The organism is Bacillus sp. REN10 (assembly GCF_016820555.1).
Taxonomy (GTDB): Bacteria; Bacillota; Bacilli; order Bacillales; family Domibacillaceae; genus Bacillus_CE.
The window spans coordinates 52,675-71,611 of record NZ_JADHDW010000009.1 but is presented as its reverse complement, the minus strand read 5'-3'; the positions used below and the strand labels follow the sequence as shown (position 1 = coordinate 71,611).

At 41.3% G+C, this 18,937-nt stretch carries 17 protein-coding genes and 1 riboswitch; of the genes, 8 read left to right on the top strand and 9 right to left on the bottom strand.

Annotation, left to right across the window (positions count from 1 at the left end; genetic code table 11):
• The first annotated feature begins 2 nt into the window (after positions 1-2).
• A complete protein-coding gene (locus tag IRB43_RS12940) occupies positions 3-590 on the top strand; it encodes a cob(I)yrinic acid a,c-diamide adenosyltransferase (protein WP_203363901.1) in 588 nt (195 codons plus the stop codon).
• A 600-nt stretch (positions 591-1,190) separates the two neighbouring features.
• Here IRB43_RS12940 and IRB43_RS12935 read toward each other — a convergent pair.
• Entirely contained in the window at positions 1,191-3,278 is a 2,088-nt protein-coding gene (locus IRB43_RS12935; protein ID WP_203363972.1) for a sensor domain-containing protein, read from the bottom strand.
• 261 nt (positions 3,279-3,539) lie between these two features.
• Here IRB43_RS12935 and IRB43_RS12930 point away from each other — a divergent pair, with 261 nt between their 5' ends.
• Positions 3,540-4,505: a lysozyme inhibitor LprI family protein gene (locus IRB43_RS12930; protein ID WP_203363900.1), complete on the top strand. Its 966-nt coding sequence runs from the start codon at positions 3,540-3,542 to the stop codon at positions 4,503-4,505.
• Between the two features lie 157 nt (positions 4,506-4,662).
• Positions 4,663-6,387, top strand: a complete 1,725-nt coding sequence (acsA, locus tag IRB43_RS12925; protein WP_203363899.1) for an acetate--CoA ligase — start codon at positions 4,663-4,665, stop codon at positions 6,385-6,387.
• A 37-nt stretch (positions 6,388-6,424) separates the two neighbouring features.
• On the opposite strand, the gene IRB43_RS12920 is transcribed toward acsA, so the two are convergent.
• The gene (locus tag IRB43_RS12920) at positions 6,425-6,988 is read right to left on the bottom strand and encodes a beta-class carbonic anhydrase (RefSeq protein ID WP_203363898.1); all 564 of its coding nucleotides are present in this window, start codon (positions 6,986-6,988) and stop codon (positions 6,425-6,427) included.
• 74 nt (positions 6,989-7,062) lie between these two features.
• Positions 7,063-7,383: a thioredoxin family protein gene (locus IRB43_RS12915; protein WP_203363897.1), complete on the bottom strand. Its 321-nt coding sequence runs from the start codon at positions 7,381-7,383 to the stop codon at positions 7,063-7,065.
• A 96-nt stretch (positions 7,384-7,479) separates the two neighbouring features.
• Here IRB43_RS12915 and queF point away from each other — a divergent pair, with 96 nt between their 5' ends.
• Positions 7,480-7,977 (top strand): preQ(1) synthase, encoded by a 498-nt coding sequence (gene queF, locus IRB43_RS12910; protein WP_203363896.1) that lies wholly within the window; start codon positions 7,480-7,482, stop codon positions 7,975-7,977.
• A gap of 158 nt (positions 7,978-8,135) precedes the next feature.
• On the opposite strand, the gene IRB43_RS12905 is transcribed toward queF, so the two are convergent.
• Both IRB43_RS12905 and IRB43_RS12900 read right to left on the bottom strand, forming a co-directional pair.
• Positions 8,136-8,336, bottom strand: coding sequence for a cold-shock protein (locus tag IRB43_RS12905; RefSeq protein ID WP_203363895.1), 201 nt, complete (start codon positions 8,334-8,336; stop codon positions 8,136-8,138).
• Between the two features lie 162 nt (positions 8,337-8,498).
• A complete protein-coding gene (locus tag IRB43_RS12900) occupies positions 8,499-8,708 on the bottom strand; it encodes a hypothetical protein (RefSeq protein ID WP_203363894.1) in 210 nt (69 codons plus the stop codon).
• A gap of 76 nt (positions 8,709-8,784) precedes the next feature.
• On the opposite strand from IRB43_RS12900, the gene IRB43_RS12895 reads away from it, so the two are divergent.
• On the top strand, positions 8,785-9,423 hold the full coding sequence (locus IRB43_RS12895; RefSeq protein ID WP_203363893.1) for a pentapeptide repeat-containing protein: 639 nt from the start codon (positions 8,785-8,787) through the stop codon (positions 9,421-9,423).
• 106 nt (positions 9,424-9,529) lie between these two features.
• Here IRB43_RS12895 and IRB43_RS12890 read toward each other — a convergent pair whose 3' ends face one another.
• The 3 genes from IRB43_RS12890 to IRB43_RS12880 form a co-directional block, all read right to left on the bottom strand.
• Positions 9,530-9,700, bottom strand: a complete 171-nt coding sequence (locus IRB43_RS12890) for a hypothetical protein (protein ID WP_203363975.1) — start codon at positions 9,698-9,700, stop codon at positions 9,530-9,532.
• A gap of 164 nt (positions 9,701-9,864) precedes the next feature.
• Positions 9,865-13,308: a methionine synthase gene (metH, locus tag IRB43_RS12885; RefSeq protein ID WP_203363892.1), complete on the bottom strand. Its 3,444-nt coding sequence runs from the start codon at positions 13,306-13,308 to the stop codon at positions 9,865-9,867.
• Positions 13,286-15,151, bottom strand: a complete 1,866-nt coding sequence (locus IRB43_RS12880) for a bifunctional homocysteine S-methyltransferase/methylenetetrahydrofolate reductase (protein ID WP_203363891.1) — start codon at positions 15,149-15,151, stop codon at positions 13,286-13,288. The genes metH and IRB43_RS12880 overlap by 23 nt, the downstream gene beginning before the upstream one ends.
• A 138-nt stretch (positions 15,152-15,289) precedes the next feature.
• A riboswitch (SAM riboswitch) is annotated at positions 15,290-15,399 on the bottom strand.
• A gap of 180 nt (positions 15,400-15,579) precedes the next feature.
• On the opposite strand from IRB43_RS12880, the gene IRB43_RS12875 reads away from it, so the two are divergent.
• From IRB43_RS12875 to IRB43_RS12865, 3 genes are all read left to right on the top strand, one after another.
• A complete protein-coding gene (locus IRB43_RS12875) occupies positions 15,580-15,984 on the top strand; it encodes a PaaI family thioesterase (protein ID WP_203363890.1) in 405 nt (134 codons plus the stop codon).
• 86 nt (positions 15,985-16,070) lie between these two features.
• Positions 16,071-17,153 carry a nitric oxide synthase oxygenase gene (locus tag IRB43_RS12870; RefSeq protein ID WP_203363889.1) on the top strand — a complete coding sequence of 361 codons (1,083 nt, stop codon included), beginning with the start codon at positions 16,071-16,073 and terminating at the stop codon, positions 17,151-17,153.
• Between the two features lie 121 nt (positions 17,154-17,274).
• Complete coding sequence (locus IRB43_RS12865) at positions 17,275-17,652, top strand: MaoC/PaaZ C-terminal domain-containing protein (RefSeq protein WP_203363888.1); 378 nt, start codon at positions 17,275-17,277, stop codon at positions 17,650-17,652.
• Between the two features lie 88 nt (positions 17,653-17,740).
• On the opposite strand, the gene mreBH is transcribed toward IRB43_RS12865, so the two are convergent.
• On the bottom strand, positions 17,741-18,748 hold the full coding sequence (gene mreBH / locus IRB43_RS12860) for a rod-share determining protein MreBH (RefSeq protein ID WP_203363971.1): 1,008 nt from the start codon (positions 18,746-18,748) through the stop codon (positions 17,741-17,743).
• Positions 18,749-18,937: the final 189 nt, after the last annotated feature.

Here is an 18,937-nt window from a genome sequence, read left to right as displayed (position 1 = left end):
AAATGAGACTATATACGCGAACTGGAGATAAAGGAAAAACAAGCATCATTGGCGGACGAGTGGATAAAGATGATTTACGAGTAGAAGCTTACGGAACAGTCGATGAAACGAACTGCTTCGTCGGTCAAGCGATGACAGAACTAGATCCTGAACTATTTAAGGACATTTTAGAAGATCTTGAAACGATCCAGCACGAGCTGTTTGACTGCGGAGGCGACTTAGCGACAGTTTCAGGAGCAAGAGGATGGAAGCTCCAAGCCGAGGCTGTGGAAGAACTAGAAAAGAAAATCGACCAATACATTCAAGAAGCCCCCGCACTAGAGCGCTTCATTTTACCAGGCGGTTCCAAAGCAGCGAGCATCATTCACGTTGCTAGAACCGTCGTGCGTCGCGCGGAACGCCAAGTCGTCAGCTTAATGAAAGTCGAACCAGATATCCATCTAGTTACCTTGCAATACTTAAACCGTTTATCCGATTACTTCTTCGCCATCGCCCGCGTCATCAACGCCCGCCTTGGCGTCAAGGACGTCGAGTATGTAAGAAGCGCGAAGGTGTTTAGAGAAGGGAAGCGGATGGAGAATAAGGAGTGAATATTCATAGGCGTCCAGGGCTTGTTTTACTGTATTTGCAAATGAACCAATTTGCCACAGAATAGATGAATTCTTGATAGTTAATAGAGCTGTTAATAAAGATGAGCTATAATAAGAAGTGTAGAACAAATTGTTTGGTAATTGCAGTGGATCGGATTTTTTTATAAAACCTGAAACCCCTTGATGTATATGGGTTCAACGAAGATTTTAATCGTTTTTCCAAAACACGATTGCCGATCCACTGCAAACAGTTGAAAGTTGATGTGACAGAAATGTTGATAAATCAAGGGTTTAAGCGTGTGAAAATGAGGCGTTTATCTGAACGTAGTGGGATATAAATTTTGATCCGGCTGTTTATCGCTATGAAGTTGGTGCTATGTTTTACCTCAACTAAGTAGAAATTAAATAAACTTGACGGTGGCTTGTAAATCTCTATCAAGAAGAATATAGTAAATTTGAAAAAATAGTAGGCGAAAAAGAAATCGAACTCCGAATGTAATGCTTAAAAAGCAGATATATTCGGAGTTCGATTTTTTTAAATTAGACATGTATGACAGAAAAAAGCATTGGCATAGGGCCATTCAATATTTTGTTCGGCACTCACCCCACAACACTCATCTTCTTCCGCAAATACTCCTCAAAATCTTCACTACATAATGGTTTGCTGAAGAGATAGCCTTGTCCTTGAATACATCCGTCTTCGATGAGGATTTGGAGCTGATCAGCGGTTTCGACTCCTTCTGCGACGACGTTTAAGCCGAGTGCGTGCACAAGGGTGAGCATAGCTTTGACGATGGTTCGGCTTTCTTTGTTTTCGTGAATGTCGTGGATAAAAGATGCATCAATTTTTAACGTATCGATTGGCAGTTCTTTCAGGTAGTTGAAAGAACTGTAGCCTGTGCCGAAGTCGTCGATCGAGATGGATATGCCTAGGTCTTGCAGTTGTTGCAAAACTAATGTGGCGCTATCAATGTTGATAAAGACGCTCTCGGTAACTTCGATTTCAAAGGATGAGGCATCAAGGCCAGTTTCTTTTAGAATGTTTTGGACACATTGGACAAAGTTTGGTTGTTCTAGTTGATAAGGTGATACATTGACAGATAGTTTCAATGAAAATCCTAGGTCGTTCCACTTTTTTGCTTGTTGGCAGCTTTCGCGCATGACCCATTCGCCGAGCGGCAAGATGAGACCTGATTCTTCGGCAAGCGGGATGAATTCAGCAGGAGAGATTCTGCCGAGTTCTGGATGGTTCCAGCGAACGAGCGCTTCCATACCGATGGTTTGTTTTGTCATTAAGTCTAGCTTTGGTTGATAATCGAGATGGAATTGGTTGTTTGTTAATGACTCTTTTAAGGCGTTTTCTCTTAAAATTCGTTCAATGGACTGCCGCTCCATCTCCTTATCAAAAAATGCATAATCGTTACGATTTTGGTTTTTTACTTTATATAAAGCCATATCAGCGTGAGTGAGCAGAGTCCCAGCATCTTTGCCGCTTTCCGGAAAAACAGCGGCTCCAATGCTGCATGATATCGGGTAATGTTGGTCAAACACTTCAATCGGGTGACTGAAGCTTGAGCGAATTCGTTCAGCTATTCGCTCCACTTCTTCTTGACTCTTAATATTTTTTAATAAAATAGTAAATTCATCACCGCCATGCCGAGCGATAATGTCATTTTGACGGATACTATTTTTAATTCGTTTCGCTGCTTCTACTAAGACACCATCTCCTTTATCATGGCCTCCTGAATCATTAACGTTTTTAAAATGATCGAGGTCGATGATCAATACAGCTAAAGCTGTATTCTGTTTTTTCACGATTTCTATTTCATCATATAGTGAGTTCATAAAACAGCGTCTATTAGGCAAGTTAGTTAAAGGATCGTGATAAGCAAGATGATGGATCAATTCATCTGACTTTTTTCGATCTGTTATGTCACGGGTCACAAGTACAAAATTTTGACTTAAATTGGCATTGTCATAAATAGGATTTAAGTTTGTTTCCCCATCCATATATGAGCCATCCGCCTTTTGGAAACGAAATTCTAATTTCGCAGATGTTTGCTTTTTTTGAGCAACTTTTTTTAATTCGTGCAACACTTTCTTTTGGTCGTCTTTATGTACTAAGTTTAGTAAAGTCCGAGACTGTAATATTGAAAGGTCATATCCAAGTAGGTTTTCGTGTGAAGGGGATAAATAATGAAAATGCCCTTCTACATCGATGATAGAAATAAGGTCTGATGAGTTTTCAGTAATAAGCCGGTACTTTTCCTCCATGGATTTGCGGGCTGTAATATCATTGCGAATAGAGACATACTGATAAGGAAGCCCTTTTTCATCTAGAAACGGGACAATCGTTGTATCCACCCAATATAAAGAGCCATCCTTTGCTTTATTTCGGATTTCCCCGTGCCATATTTGACCTGAACCGATCGTTTTCCACATTGTTTTGAAAAAGGATGGGGGATGGAAGTCGGAATTTAAGATATTGTGATTTTGCCCGATTAATTCTTCGCGACTATACTTTGAAATATGACAAAACTGATCATTGACATAAAAGATATTTCCTTTTTTGTCTGTCATAGCAACAATTGAGGATTGATCGAGTGCATATTGTATGTCAACTAGTTCTTTTTTCATTCTTTTAAATAATTCATCTTCAGTGCAAAAATTATAAACAGTACTGTCCATCAAGTTAGTTTCCTCCTATTTATCTAGTTGGATCACACTAAATTTACAAAAAATTAATAATATATTTACATAAAATTTACTTTGTGTTTTTATATTAACTATATCACAAGTAGTCGGGTTTATTTTTCGTAAAAGGGAGAAGGATCAAGATTTTTGTGTTATTTTGTCTAAAATAGAAATTTCCTTGAAAAGTAGAAAGTGATACTATATGAGTAGGATCATTTAATGGGATAAATTCCAATTTGAGGATGGGGAAGATAGATGAAGAGATTATTAGTGGTGGTTTTGGTTTTGATCGTTTTAACAGGCTGCGGCAGTAGTCTATATGATGAGTCGATGGAACAAGCGAAATTAGCGATGGCTAATGGGGAGTTTGACAAAGCGAAGGTATCATTTGAATTGGCACTGGAGGAAAAACCGGATGACCCAGAAGCTTCAGGAGTGTATCAGCAATTAGTTGTATATGAAGATGCTCAAAAAGCGCTTGAAGATGGTCAATGGGATGAGGCGTTAACGAAAATCAAGGGGTTGCTGAAAGAAAAGAATATTGAAAAAAGTCTTAGACAACCGTTTGATGAACTAGTAAAAGCTGCAGAAACAGGGAAGGAAAATGAGCGAATTCTATCAGAAAAAGTAGGGAGCATAAAAAAACTAGTGCAGGAAAAGAGCTATGAAGAAGCTCAAAAGTTAATGGATGAAATAAAACAAAATGAACAGATGAAAACCGTCTATCATCTTTTCTCTGAAGAGGTTGATCAGCTGTCTGTGGAGATTCAGTCAGGTATGAATCATCAGGTAGAGGTGGAGAAGGAAGCGGCGATTCAGGAAGCTGAAGCGAAAGTCGCTCAACAAAAAGCTGCCAATGAAAGTAGAAAGGCCGAATACTATTCAAAGCTAGAGCGGACTGAAATGGGGATGATAGACTTTGAATATATATATGAACAAGGTACGACGGTTGAAGTGAGAGAGGCAGAATCCGAGCGTTATAAACGTTGGGATGACTTGTTAAATGAGATATACGGTGTATTAAAGCAGCAGTTGTCATCCAATGAAATGGAGCAATTGAGAACAGCACAGCGCAAATGGATCACGTATCGGGATGAGTCAGCAGAAAGTGCGGCGGCTAGCTTTGAAGGCGGATCATGGGCGTCGGTACAATATGTTAGCACACAGGCTGATTTGACGAGGGAAAGGTGCTATGAGCTTGTGGAGCGGTATATGAAATAGGGAAGATTAGAAACGACAGAATGGAGGACATTGTTCTTTTAAGCTGTCGTTTTTTGTTTTTCTAAAAAACAAAAAAATATTTTGAAAATTCAAATGGTTTTGTTGTATAATAATTTTTAAATAAACACAACTGTTATATAACATAGGAGGGGTACATATGGGAGGAACGGTTTTTACAAAGGAATTAGCACCTGTTTTAGAGAATGCGAATTTGCAAGATTATGAGGAAGCGGTGCGTCAAGCCGATTGGGAGAAAGTGGCTGAGCATTTTACTTGGTTTCAAACAGGGAAAGTCAATATGGTGTATGAGGCGATTGATCGTCATGTGAACGAAGGAAAAGCAGAAAAAACAGCCTTATTTTTTACCGATGGGGATCGGGAGGAACAGTATACATATAAGAATGTTCAAGAACAGTCTTGCCGCTTTGCGAATGGATTAAAGTCGCTAGGGGTAGAGAAAGGGGATCGTGTCTTTATTTTTATGCCGCGCAGTCCAGAACTTTATTTTTCTTTACTGGGTATTGTGAGAATAGGCGCGATTGCGGGACCGCTGTTTGAAGCATTTATGGAGGAAGCGGTGAAAGATCGCTTATTAGATAGCGGAGCGAAAGTAGTAGTCACAACGCCACAGCTACTAGAGCGGATCGCAGTTGATCAGCTGCCGAGTTTGGAAAAAGTGATCGTGGTTGGATCTGATGAGAAAACGGCGGATTACATTGTACCTTTCAATGAGTTGATGAATGTATCAGATGAGTACACGATGGAGTGGGTTGAACGTGAGGATGGTATGCTGTTACATTACACATCTGGTTCAACCGGAAAGCCAAAAGGAGTCCTGCAAGTTCACGATGCGATGCTGCATCAATACGTGGCAGGAAAATGGGTGTATGATCTTCATGATGATGATATTTTTTGGTGTACGGCCGACACGGGGTGGGTAACAGGGACATCTGCGGGAATTTGGTCTCCATGGTTAAATGGTGTGACAAATGTATTGCGAGGCGGACGTTTTAAAGCAGAGGACTGGTTTGCGACGCTTGAAAAATATGGGGTTACCGTTTGGTTTAGTGCGCCAACCGCTTTCCGTCTGTTGATGGCGAGCGGAAATGAAATGCCGAAAAACTATGATTTATCTAAGCTACGCCATATTTTATCCGCAGGCGAGCCGCTTAATCCGGAAGTTATTCGCTGGGGACTGGATACATTGAATTTACGCATTCATGACAATTGGTGGATGACAGAAACCGGTTCTTCTATTTGCGCCAATTTCCGCTGTAACAGCATTCGCCCAGGCTCCATGGGGAAACCGCTGCCGGGAATTGAAATGACCATCATTGACGACGACGGTCAAGAATTGCCGCCTAATCACATGGGGAACTTAGCCATTAAACCGCAATGGCCGGCGATGATGCGTCAAGTGTGGAACAATGAAGAAAAATACGAAAGCTACTTTTTAAATGGCTGGTTTGTGACAGGAGATTCGGCTTACCAAGATGAAGATGGCTACTTTTGGTTTGAAGGTCGTGTCGATGATGTCATTAACACATCGGGTGAACGCGTCGGACCGTTTGAAGTTGAAAGCAAGCTAGTGGAACATCCAGCTGTAGCTGAAGCAGGCGTGATCGGTGTGCCGGATCCGCTGCGTGGGGAAGTCATTAAAGCGTTTATCACTTTGCGACCAGGTTACACTGAAAGTCCAGAATTGCTTGAAGAGATTCGTCAGTTCGTAAAAACGCGTCTCGCAGCTCATGCGGCACCAAGACTGTTTGAAGTGCGCGACAAGATGCCAAAAACTCGTTCAGGCAAGATCATGCGCCGCGTGTTAAAAGCGTGGGAGCTTGGGTTGCCAACTGGCGATTTATCGACAATGGAAGATGATTAATAGAAAAAGCCCGGGAGCGTTCCCGGGCTAATTGCATTTAGTTTGTATATCCATCCACAATCAAATCTAACTTTCCGCTTGCTGGATTGATGACTAATCCATGAACAGGAATATTCTCTTGCATTAATGGATGATTTTTCACCATATTTACACTATGAGACACACTTTCTTCGACACTATTAAACCCTTGAAGCCAAGTGTCAATATCGATGCCTGCATGTCTTAACGTGTCGATTGTTTCTTGTTTCACGCCGCGCTCTGTCATCGCTGATAAAATGTTTTCGCTTTTTAGCGAGCTCATGCCGCAATCATGATGTCCTACGATGATGACTTCATCTGCTTGCAATTGGTAGACGGCTACAAGTAAACTGCGCATAATGCTTCCGAACGGATGGTTGACAATGGCGCCGGCATTACGGACAATTTTCACATCGCCATTTTTGAAGTTCATCGCTTTTGTTACAAGCTCCACAAGACGAGTATCCATACAAGTTAAGATTACTACTCGTTTATCGGGAAACTTATCGGTTGCAAATTCTTCATATTGCTTGCTTGCCACAAATTTCTCATTATACGTTAATATTTCTTCTAGTAATGTCATCTCGTCATTCCCCTTTCTTACATCTACTATTTTACACGAAATTGAAGAAAGTGAGAATTTTTAATTTATTTTTTTTAGATTAAATCAACAATTTTTCGGATTGAATAGTTAAGCTCTTCCATCGGAATAAATCGTGCTTTACGAAACATTTCTTTACCTTCGACGAAGAAAAGAACGACAGGAATCGTGAAAATCGAATATTCTCCAGCAATTTCAGGTACCTCATCGGCGTTGACCTGGAAGGACTGGATTTCAGGATAATTTGTTAATAGCTTTTCTACTTGAGGTAAAACCGCATGACACACTGAGCAATTAGGACGTGAAATATAAAGCAATGTTAATTTATTTTCAGTTATTTTTTCATGAATTGTGGATAATGATGTGATATTTTCCATGTGAATTACCTCTCTTTTTTATTCAATTATACCAATAGGGGTATGTTTGTGCAAGAGTGATGGCTTTATAATACGAATAGACAAGGAGGAATCAACATGGCAGGAAGAAAAGAAAACGAATTACAAGATATCACCCTTTTAGGTAATCAAGGGACAACATATAAATTTGCATACGATCCATCGATCCTTGAAACATTTGATAATAAACATCAAAATCGTGATTATTTCGTGAAATTCAATTGTCCAGAATTCACAAGTCTATGTCCAATGACGGGCCAACCTGATTTCGCAACGATTTACATCAGCTACATTCCAGATGTGAAAATGGTCGAAAGTAAAGCATTAAAGTTATACTTATTTAGTTTCCGCAATCATGGCGACTTCCATGAGGACTGTATGAACATCATCATGAATGATCTGATTGAACTAATGGACCCGCGCTATATTGAAGTATGGGGCAAATTCACGCCGCGTGGAGGCATTTCAATTGACCCATACACGAACTACGGTCGTCCAGGTACGAAATACGAGAAAATGGCCGAATACCGCATGATGAATCATGATTTGTATCCGGAGAAGATTGATAATCGGTAAAAATAATTAGTGATGGTAAGGATACTATGCTATACTAACCTTACCATTTACTATTACTTGTTTCGATATTCCCTATTCATTCGTGAGTAGGGTTTTTTATGTTCTATGAAAACAAAAAACAGACTCCATGTGTAGAGTCTGTTTGTATATGGTAGCAATTATGCTTTTTGAACGTTAGTCGCTTGTAATCCACGTTGACCTTGTTCAATATCAAATGTTACCGCTTGACCTTCGTCTAAAGATTTGTAACCTTCACCTTGGATAGCTGAGAAGTGAACAAATACATCGTCTCCGCCTTCACGTTCGATAAATCCAAACCCTTTTTCACCATTAAACCATTTCACTTTACCTTGTTCCATTGTTGTTTCCTCCTCGTGTGATTTACACACATTTTGTTACTATCCTTGCTCTCAAATCTTCCAGACGGAAAGTTGCAACACTTATCAATCTTTACTGAACAAAAATAATTCTACTTAAACATAGCACACAATGTTATACAATACAACAAAAACAAAATATGGTTATTTTTCGCAGGAAAAAGAGTACTCTAAATTCATAAAGCTCATTTCTACAGTTGGCAGTCCGTTCATAGTATGGCAGTTCTCAGATAAGCTATGCAATTCTTTCGTGTTAAAATAGCTTTTAGAACCGATTAAAAAAGCAACCAATACAAGAGCTAGTGACATGATCAGTGATAAACGCTGTAAGTTTGTTAGCCTTGTTCGTTTCATAAAATTCCGTCATTTCCAATGTTTTTTATTTTACCATATATGTAATTAAATTCACTTTAAGAAAGTGGGCGAGAAAATGGCTAATTTATTTAAACTTCAAGAACCGAAGCTTCCGCAACAAGTAAGTTCAGCTAGTTTTGAGGAAGGGAAAGAAGAACGGTATGTTAATCGATGTATGATTAAAGATTGTTCCATTATAGGGGAAGACATTGAGCGGCTAAAGTTTGATCAAGTGATTTTTGAAAATGTGTCATTTGTTGATGTGAATTTCCGCTTTATTGAATTGGTAGATGTGATTTTTAATCGATGTGATTTATCTAATGCTGACTTTAGTGATGGAAATGTTCATCGTGTAGAGTTTCATCATTGTAAAATGGTTGGTTTGAACTTTGCGGACACGAAGTTTTGTCACGTGGTGTTGGAAGAGTGCCAAGCTAACTTTACATCGTTTAGCTACGCTCAATTGAAACAAGTAAAGTTTGAACAATGCCTGCTTCAAAGCGCTGATTATTTTGAGTGTCAGCTGGACAAGGTTGCCTTGACTGCCTGCAATTTAGACGGAGCTAACTTTGAAGGGACATCGCTAAACGGCATCGACCTAAGCAGCTGCCAGTTTCATGAACTTAAAGTATCAACAGAAAAACTATCAGGCTGTACGGTGTCTGAAGAACAAGCCATTGCATTTTCGCGATTGCTTGGCTTGAATATTCATTGAAGGTTGAAGAAGTGGCGCCAAAGTGGAAGAAAGCCCTAGAAAGGTCGAAAAAATAGCTCAAAAAGTTTAAGAACGCCAAGCGCCTCTCAAGCGCCACTTCGCTGTTTTACAAATTTTCATTTTGTTGCCCGATTTCGTTGCTAGCGATCATCTCGTTAGCGTCTTTTAAGTTTTCGTATTCGTCCACCGAGTCACCTCGGGATTGTTTCACATCTGAATGGATCGCAAATTGGGGATCATGTGAAATCTGTTCGGTCATTTTCAATTTTTTCTTCATTAGTATCAGCTCCTTAGGATTAGTGTGGATCGAAAAGCAAGTATTATGCGAAAAAAGCAGACAATAGTCGTCTGCTTTTTTCGTGGTCTAGCTCCGGCGACCAGACTTTTGGGTATCAGTTGTTACGTCTGTGCGGTAAAGAACGCCGCTTTGCTAGCTTGTTGTTATTCGACATTAAAGTATCTGGCATCTGGATGGGCGAATACAATGGCTGATACGCTGGCTTCCGGTTCCATCATATAGCCTTCGGTGAGGCGGACGCCGATGTCTTCCGGCTGCAATAGTTTAAATAGCTTGCCCTGGTCTTCGAGGTTTGGACAAGCTGGATAGCCGAATGAGAAGCGCTGGCCTTGGTATTTGGCGGCAAAGCGTTCTCTCATCGTAAAGTCAACCGGATCCGGGAAGCCCCATTGGTCGCGCATTTCTTGATGGATGCGCTCGGCGAATCCTTCCGCTAGCTCTAATGCCGTTGCTTGGATAGCGTGGCTTTGTAGGAATTCGCCTTTTTCTTTGAATTGAGCGGCTTGGTCACGAACACCGAAGCCGGCTGTGACGACGAATAAGCCGACGTAATCCATTTCGCCGCTGTCGACCGATTTTAAATAATCGGCTAAGCAAAGGAAGGGTTCTTTTTGTTGGCGTGGGAAGGTGAACCGTTCAATTTCCGTTTTCGCATCAACCGGATTGTAAATAATAACATCGTCTCCATCTGATTGAGCTGGGAAAAATTGATACACGCTTGCTGTTTTTAACACATCTTCCTGTAAAAATCCATCGACTGTCTCTTTAAGTAACAGCGTACGTTCGTCCTTTTCTGCTAGCAATTTGTCAATTTTGCCTTTTAACCCAAGATGGTGGCCAATTAATGTTTGCATATTAATATATGGCTTTAAATGAGTGACCGGGTAATCTCGCTGAATGTGCTTGCGCAAATCGCGCGGCTGATAGACCAGAGCATCTTGCCGAACGGTTTTCTTTGGCTTGTCTAAAACCGCTACCGCTGGTTTAGCCGTTTCGCGGTACGCTTCGATCTCTTTTCGTTTTTCTTGTTTTTCTTCTAGTTCATGAAGCAGCTTTGATTTTTCCTCTTCGTCTTGCAAGCGGCTCGCAATCGACAAACCATCCATTGCATCTTTTGCGTATAACACGGGACCCGTGTACTCTGGTGAAATTTTTGTTTCCGTAAAGCGACGGGAGAGAGCCGCGCCTCCGACTAAAATGGGTACATCAATGCTCGCCGCTTTCATATCCTGGGCAGTCAACACCATTTGCTGAGCGGATTTGACGAGCAGTCCAGACAGGCCAACCATATCGGGATTCTCTTTTTTAATCGCTTCAATTAGTTCTGATGGTGTCACTTTAATTCCGAGATCAACGACTTTAAAGCCGTTATTGCTTAAAATGATGTCGACTAAATTTTTTCCGATGTCATGCACATCGCCTTTGACTGTAGCAAGAACGACTTTTCCTTTGCCGTTGTCATTTTCTTTTTTCTCCATATATGGCTCTAAAAAAGCGACGGCGGCCTTCATTACTTCGGCACTTTGCAATACTTCTGCGACGATTAATTGGTTGTCATTAAATAGACGGCCGACTTCTGCCATTCCTTTCATCAGTGGGCCGTTAATAATGTCGAGTGGCGTGTCGTATAGGTGAAGTGCCGCTTCCAAATCAGGAATCAATCCTTCTTTCGTTCCTTCGACAACGTAATAAGCGAGGCGTTCCGGTACTGTTTTCGGAATGTCTGCTTCTTTTTTTTCTTTCTTTTTGTCACGGTAAAAGTCGGTAAAAGCCGCTAATGTCTCATCATTTGTATGAAATAACAACTTTTCTGCGAGTTCGATTTCTTCCGGCGGAATCGAAGCAAAACGTTCTAGTTTTTCGGTATTGACGATCGCATAATCAAGCCCTGCTTGCGTACAGTGGTACAAATACACAGCATTTAATACTTCGCGGCCAACGGGAGGGAGGCCGAAAGAGACGTTGCTGACACCAAGTACTGTTAACGCGTTCGGTAGTTTTTCTTTAATCAATCGAATGCCTTCAATCGTTTCTTCAGCAGATCCAATATATTGCTCATCACCTGTGCCGACAGGGAAGACGAGTGGGTCAAAAATAATGTCCTCAGGAGCCATTCCCCATTTGTTGACTAAAAGGTCATACGAGCGAATAGCCACTTCTAGTTTACGCTCCCGGGAAACGGCCATCCCTGTTTCGTCAATCGTTCCAACGACGACTGCTGCTCCATACTTTTTCACGAGCGGCAAGACCGCTTCAAACCGCTCTTCGCCATCTTCTAAGTTAATCGAGTTAATGATCGCTTTCCCTTGTGAATATTTCAGTGCTTTTTCAATGACCTTTTCGTCAGTGGAATCGATGACGAGCGGCACTTTCACTTTTTTCACGACTTCTTTCATGAAGTTTTCCATATCTTCTAGTTCATCGCGATCTGGATTGGCTAAACAAATATCAATGACATGAGCGCCGCCTTTGACTTGAGCGCGAGCGACTTCTGCCGCTTCTTCAAATTTGCCTTCAATGATCAGGCGCTTAAATTTGCGTGAGCCAATGACATTCGTTCGTTCTCCGATAAATAATGGCCTCATCGTCTCATCGTATAAAAGCGGTTCGATTCCCGATACGGCATGATCATGAGGATGATGCGGTCGAGGTCGAGGAGGCAGATCCTTTACTGCTTCTTTCATCGCCCGGATGTGGTCAGGTGTCGTTCCGCAACAACCGCCTACAATGTTGATCCAACCTTTTTCTGCAAAGCCTTTGAGCTTTTGGGCTAATGATTGTGGAGATTCGTGATAACAGCCTTCTTCATCGGGCAAGCCGGCATTTGGATAACAGCTGACGAAGCTTTTCGATAAAGCTGACAGTGAGCGAATATGATCGGTCATAAATTCCGGTCCAGTCGCGCAGTTTAAGCCGACGGAAAGCGGGTTAATATGTTCAATTGAGATATAAAATGCTTCAATATTTTGTCCTGCCAGTGTTGTTCCCATTGGTTCGATTGTACCTGAGATCATAATTGGCAATGTTTTTCCCGTTTGTTCAAAAGCGCGCTGAATGCCGAGCGTTCCGGCTTTAACATTAAGCATATCTTGGCTTGTTTCCATTAAGATTAAGTCCGCTCCGCCATCAATTAAAGCGATGGCTTGCTGTTCAAAGTCCTTGCTGAGCGTTTCAAAGTCAATGCCGCCTGTGACTGATAGTGTCTTTGTTGTTGGTCCAATGGCTCCTGCTACAAAACGAGGATGTTCTGGCGTAGAGAAGTCATCGGCGCATTTTCGAGCAATTTCAGCTGCGCGCCGATTAATTTCATACGCATGTTTCCCAAGTCCATATTCATTTAACACGAGTGCAGTGCCGCCGAAGGAGTTGGTTTCAATAATATCTGTGCCGGCTTCGAGGTAGGCGCGATGAATGCGGTCAATCACATTGGGTGACGTCATATTTAAATATTCATTGCAGCCGTCATATTCTTCACCGCCGAAGTCATCGGCTGTTAAATTGGCTTGCTGAAGCATCGTCCCCATCGCCCCATCAATAATGAGAATGCGTTTTTCTAGCTCTTTTTCAATTAGATGTTGGTTGGACATGAGCGATCCCTCTTTCATTTGTTTTTCGATCTAGTTGTTGAATATAACGGATTAATTCGATGGACATGTCATAACGCAAGAAAGGCGTGATGATATAAATGCCATTAAACAACTGGGCAGCTGTGTCAATTAACTCTTTCGTGATGCTGATTCCTTCTTTGGCAGAGGCTTCTTTGTCCCCATCACAAGCTTTCATGCGCTTTAGTGTATCCTCAGATAGTTTAATTCCCGGTACTTCATGATGAAGAAATTCAGCATTTCGCGCATTAGTTAAAGGCATAATTCCGATAAAAATAGGAGTTAGTAAATGCTTTGTCGCTTCATATACTTCGATGATTTTTTCCTTTGTAAATACCGGCTGGGTGATAAAATAATCGGCTCCACATTCAATTTTTTTCTCTAACCGCTTCACGGCTCGATCAAGCATGCGTACATTTGGATTGAAGGCAGCGGCAACGGAGAAGTTGGCTTTTTGTTTAAATGGTTTTCCGGAAAAAGAAATACCTTCGTTCATTTGTTTAATCAACTGAATTAATTCTAAACTTGATACATCATAGACGGAAGTGGCCCCCGGAAAGTCTCCCACCTTTGTTGGGTCACCGGTGACGGCCAACACATCATGCAAACCTAAAGCATGCAGCCCCATTAAATGAGATTGTAGTCCGATTAAATTACGGTCTCGGCAAGTAAGATGAATGAGCGGGCGAATTTGATGATTCATTTTTAATAAAGAGGCCATCGCTAAGTTGCTTATTCGCGGAGAAGCTAATGAGTTATCAGCCATGGTGATAGCGGCAATGCCTGTTTCTTGCAAAGCTTGAGCTCCTTCAATATAGGCTGCTGTGTCCAATTGTTTCGGTGTGTCTAGTTCTACGATAATCGTTCGTTCCGTTTTCACTTTTTCATGCAGGCGAGGCTCTGCAGGTGTAACCGTTTCTTTAATGATAATCGGCTGTGGGATTTTCACTTTTTTCTCGGTAATGGGAGGGAGGGAAGCTAATGCTTTTTTGGCCGCTGCGATATGATTTGGTGTCGTTCCGCAGCAACCGCCAATTAAGCGAACTCCCTCATTGCGCAGATGAACCGCTGCTTTTGCGAAATAATCCGCTTCTGATTCATAGACGATGCGCCCATCCTCTACATCTAATAAACTAGCATTTGGATAAGCCGATAGAAACGCTTTTTTCGGTAAGGCGACTTCTTCTAAGGCTTGAATCGTATGATGGGGACCGAGACGGCAATTCACGCCTACCACATCCGCTCCCAGTTCTTCGAGATGCTGAAGAGCCTTATTTAATGCCAGACCATTTTGAAGCACACCTGGTTCATGCATCGATACTTGGGCAATAAGCGGAAGATCGGTTAGGTGGCGGATCATTTTCAGCACAGTCGTTAATTCATCGAAGTCATAATACGTTTCTAAGAGAAGACCGTCTGGCTGTTCGGTCAATAAACTATCTGCTTGTTCACGAATAGTTGCTTCAATTTCTGTTAAAGTAATGCTGCTTTTGCGCATTCCGCGTATGCCACCAATTGTTCCTAGCACCAATCGGCCGTTAGGGGTTGCTGCTTTTTTAGCGATTTGCACCGAAGTTTTATTTAATTCCCGCACGCGATGCTCTAAGCCGTAGCGAGCAAGTTTATAGGCATTAGCACCATAGGAGTTTGTTTGAATCACATCGGCTCCTGCTTTAATGTAATCAAGGTGGATTTGCTCAATGACTTCCCGTTTTTCTATATTTAATTCCTCATAGCAAAAATCAATTCCATATGAATAAAGCAATGTTCCCATCGCGCCATCGGCTGTGAGTACCTCATGCTTCAATCGATCTAAAATACTCATTTTCTTTCACCCTCTCTAAAATAAAAACTATGTGAATGTTTATTAATCGTTTGTGACTTATTGTAATTAGCTGAAAAATGGAAATAAAAAAAGCCTTCTTAAAAATAAGAAGGCTTTGTAATCATCGATCGTTATTCCTTCTTATCTTTCAAACGAAAAGTTCGTTTGCTGGAGTTAGCACCGGGCCAGGAATTGGCTGGTTGCTGAAGCGTCTCAGGGCCAGTACCCTCGGCTTCTCTTGATAAGAAATGCAATATTTAATTGATAGAAACATCATAGCTGTTGCTGAAAGAACAGTCAAGTGAATATTTAGAATTTTTATTTTTTTATATCAAGAAATATGCAAGGCCGTTTTTTCTTTGCTTTTGCAGGTTTTTTGCGGCTATGAAAGAATTAAGAAGGTAGGAAAGCAGAAAGGGTGATGACCATTGGCGACAACATTGGAGTTTGTGAAACAGGATTTTGAAAACAACTTATTTTTTCAGCATATTGGATTTGAAGTGGTGGATTTTAAAGAAGATCGGGTGAAGATCAAGTTAAAGATTCAAGATGAATTACTAAATACAAACGGCACTTTGCACGGAGGGGTTTATGCAACGATGCTTGACTTTATTCAAGGGATGCTGCTTCGTGCGGTCACGAAAGAAAAGTGCGTCACTACCAATTTAACGACTCATTTCCTCGCTAGTGTATCTTCAGGTGAAATCTTTGCGGAGGCAAAAATTCTTCAGCAAGGTTACAAACTTGCTTTTATTGAAGGGGAAATCACCGATGCGGAGGGCCGCTTGCTTGGAAAAGGGACAGGAACCTTTAAAATCATTCGAGAGAAGTAATATTTCTTCAACAAGTTGTCGAAGGATAGCGGGGGAAGAAAATGTTATACTGACAGTAAAAGCAATGAAGTTAAGGTGGACTATAAATGAATATACAACTTTGGAACGAGGCAAAGACTTTTATTGAACAATGTTACGAAGAATTAAATAAATCAGAAGCCGAACGAACAACACGTCTGCAAGAGGTTCAAGCGGAAATTGAGTCGACAGGAAGTTATACCCATACATACGAAGAGTTAGAGCATGGGGCGCGAATGGCTTGGCGCAACAGTAATCGCTGTATTGGCCGCTTATTTTGGCAAACGCTTCATGTGTTTGATGAACGGTCAACACGAACGGAAGAAGACGTATTCCAAGCGCTGGAGAGACATGTGGACTACGCGACAAATGAAGGGAAAATTCGCCCTGTTATTACTGTATTTCCACCTTCTTTACCGAACAGAGAAGAGGTACGAGTTTGGAATCATCAACTCATGCGTTATGCTGGCTATGAAACGGAGGAAGGCATCGTTGGGGATCCGCTGTCTGTAGAGCTAACGAAACAATGCGAAAAACTAGGTTGGCAAGGCAAAGGAACCAACTTTGACTTTCTTCCGTGGGTCGTACAAATTGGTGAGCGGCCACCAATTTGGAAGGAAGCACCGAAGGAGTTAATGAAGGAAGTGGAACTTTCACATCCGGAGTATCCATGGTTTCGTGAGCTTGGGCTCAAATGGTATGCCGTGCCAATCATTTCTGACATGAAATTAGAAATTGGCGGGATTGAATACAAAACAGCCCCGTTTAATGGTTGGTACATGGGAACGGAAATTGGTGCACGTAACTTGGCAGATGAGTTTCGCTATAATTTGCTACCGGTGATCGCAGAACGGATGGAGTTAAATATAAGTAAGGCATCAACGCTTTGGAAGGACCGGGCATTGATTGAGTTAAATGCGGCTGTGCTGTATTCATTTAAAGAGGCAGGTGTCAGCATTGTGGACCATCACACAGCAGCCCAACAGTTTAAAGTGTTCGAGCAAAATGAGAAACAGGAAGGGCGAGCACTTACAGGAGATTGGACTTGGCTCATTCCGCCGATCTCACCAGCTGCCACTCATATTTTCCACCAGGAATATGATCATACGATAAAAACACCTAACTACTTTTATCAAGAAACGCCATATTAATGAATAGAGAGGCTACCTATTATGGAAGGCCTCTTTTTTAATGAATAGAAATTCATTTATTGGTGCATGTATGTTATATTGTAAATAGACAGATAATTCTAAAAATAGGAGGCAGGTAAATATGGGGATTAAACAAGGCGATGTGTTTACATGGGAACGTACGTTTAATGAAGAGGAAATTAGACAATTTGCTATGCTTTCCGGTGATCAAGGAAAACATCATATGGAACGGGATGAACAAGGCCGATTAATGGTCCACGGGTTAATGACAGCTAGCATTGGAACGAAAATTGGTGGGGATTTGAATTATATTGCGAGAGAGATAGTAAGCAAATACATTCGTCCTGTATTTGCTGGGGATACGATCACATGCCAACTTACTTTAACGAAAGTAGAGCAAATGTCAGGCTATAAAAATGTAGAAATTCAATCCATTTACCGCAATCAGCATGGCAAAGACGTTCTCGTTGGTTCAAGTAAGGGAATGATTCGCGACTAAATAACGAAAGACTGTCTCGAACAAGAGAATCTGCTCCTGAATGAATTTCTTCGTTAGATCCCTTATGAGACAGTCTTTAAGGTTTTTATTAGTTTTTCACTTTTTGTAAAGCCTTTAGCACATGTAAAGATCGTCCCGTGCCAATTGCGACAGATTCTAAAGGATTAGGGGCAACGTGAACAGGGACAAGAATTTCTTCACTCACCCACTCTTGCATGCCTTTTAACAAAGCGCCGCCACCGCTTAAGACAATTCCTCTATCTACGATGTCTCCACTCAGCTCAGGAGGGCAAGTTTCTAGTGTTGTACGAATGGATTCTAAAATAGAAAGCAAGGACTCTTTAATCGCTTGTTGGATTTCATAAGAGCTTACTTCAATCGTTTTTGGCAAGCCTGTCATTAAATCACGTCCGCGTACCGCCATCGTTTGCTCGACGTGTTCAATTAACGCATGACCGATCTCCATTTTAATATTTTCAGCTGTCCGCTCACCAATGAGCAAATTATATGTTTTGCGGATGTAGTGGACAATATCTTCATCCAGCTTATCTCCGGCTAAACGGACCGAGTTGCAAGTAACGATTCCGCCATAAGAAATGATCGCTACTTCCGTCGTCCCCCCGCCTATATCCACAATTAAGTTTGCGATCGGTTCTTCTACCGGCAAATCCGCTCCAATTGCTGCGGCTACAGGTTCTTCAATTAAGTGAACTTCTTTGGCTCCGCTATGCTTGATGGCATCTTCAATCGCCCGTCTTTCCACTGTAGTGGCCCCTGAGGGTGTACAAACGACAACAGTTGGCTTCCGTAAGCTTAATCCTAGTTCTTTACTTGCTTTTCTCATTAATCCTTTTAGCATTTCCGTCGTGATTTCAAAGTCGGCAATGACCCCATCCTTCATGGGACGAGTAGCTATAATGCGCCCTGGAGTTTTTCCAATCATATCTTTTGCTTCAGAACCGATCGCTAACACTTTATTTGTATCTTTATTAATTGCGACAACAGACGGCTCATTCACAATAATTCCTTTATCTTTGCTGTATACTAACAGATTGGCGGTTCCTAAATCGATCCCGATTTCAGCTTGTCCAAACATCATACATACCTCCAATATTAACTGACTTAAGTATAGAATCGCTGAAAGATCAAAGTATAGGGGACAAAATAAGGAAAAATCTTTATTACAAATTCATGAGAAATATAACAATTATTGAATTCAGTCAGGTCAAAGGTAGATGAAGAATTAGAAAAAAGTACCATGATTCTTGTTATCAAAAATTAATAT

Excerpts from the sequence above, each read along its gene's own strand:
- IRB43_RS12920 (WP_203363898.1), bottom strand. The coding sequence starts at position 6,988 with ATGACATTACTAGAAGAAATATTAACGTATAATGAGAAATTTGTGGCA.
- IRB43_RS12935 (WP_203363972.1), bottom strand. The coding sequence starts at position 3,278 with ATGGACAGTACTGTTTATAATTTTTGCACTGAAGATGAATTATTTAAA.
- IRB43_RS12870 (WP_203363889.1), top strand. The coding sequence starts at position 16,071 with ATGAATATACAACTTTGGAACGAGGCAAAGACTTTTATTGAACAATGT.
- IRB43_RS12915 (WP_203363897.1), bottom strand. The coding sequence starts at position 7,383 with ATGGAAAATATCACATCATTATCCACAATTCATGAAAAAATAACTGAA.
- IRB43_RS12900 (WP_203363894.1), bottom strand. The coding sequence starts at position 8,708 with ATGAAACGAACAAGGCTAACAAACTTACAGCGTTTATCACTGATCATG.
- metH (WP_203363892.1), bottom strand. The coding sequence starts at position 13,308 with ATGTCCAACCAACATCTAATTGAAAAAGAGCTAGAAAAACGCATTCTC.
- acsA (WP_203363899.1), top strand. The coding sequence starts at position 4,663 with ATGGGAGGAACGGTTTTTACAAAGGAATTAGCACCTGTTTTAGAGAAT.
- IRB43_RS12905 (WP_203363895.1), bottom strand. The coding sequence starts at position 8,336 with ATGGAACAAGGTAAAGTGAAATGGTTTAATGGTGAAAAAGGGTTTGGA.
- IRB43_RS12890 (WP_203363975.1), bottom strand. The coding sequence starts at position 9,700 with ATGAAGAAAAAATTGAAAATGACCGAACAGATTTCACATGATCCCCAA.
- IRB43_RS12930 (WP_203363900.1), top strand. The coding sequence starts at position 3,540 with ATGAAGAGATTATTAGTGGTGGTTTTGGTTTTGATCGTTTTAACAGGC.
- IRB43_RS12895 (WP_203363893.1), top strand. The coding sequence starts at position 8,785 with ATGGCTAATTTATTTAAACTTCAAGAACCGAAGCTTCCGCAACAAGTA.
- mreBH (WP_203363971.1), bottom strand. The coding sequence starts at position 18,748 with ATGTTTGGACAAGCTGAAATCGGGATCGATTTAGGAACCGCCAATCTG.
- queF (WP_203363896.1), top strand. The coding sequence starts at position 7,480 with ATGGCAGGAAGAAAAGAAAACGAATTACAAGATATCACCCTTTTAGGT.
- IRB43_RS12865 (WP_203363888.1), top strand. The coding sequence starts at position 17,275 with ATGGGGATTAAACAAGGCGATGTGTTTACATGGGAACGTACGTTTAAT.
- IRB43_RS12880 (WP_203363891.1), bottom strand. The coding sequence starts at position 15,151 with ATGAGTATTTTAGATCGATTGAAGCATGAGGTACTCACAGCCGATGGC.
- IRB43_RS12940 (WP_203363901.1), top strand. The coding sequence starts at position 3 with ATGAGACTATATACGCGAACTGGAGATAAAGGAAAAACAAGCATCATT.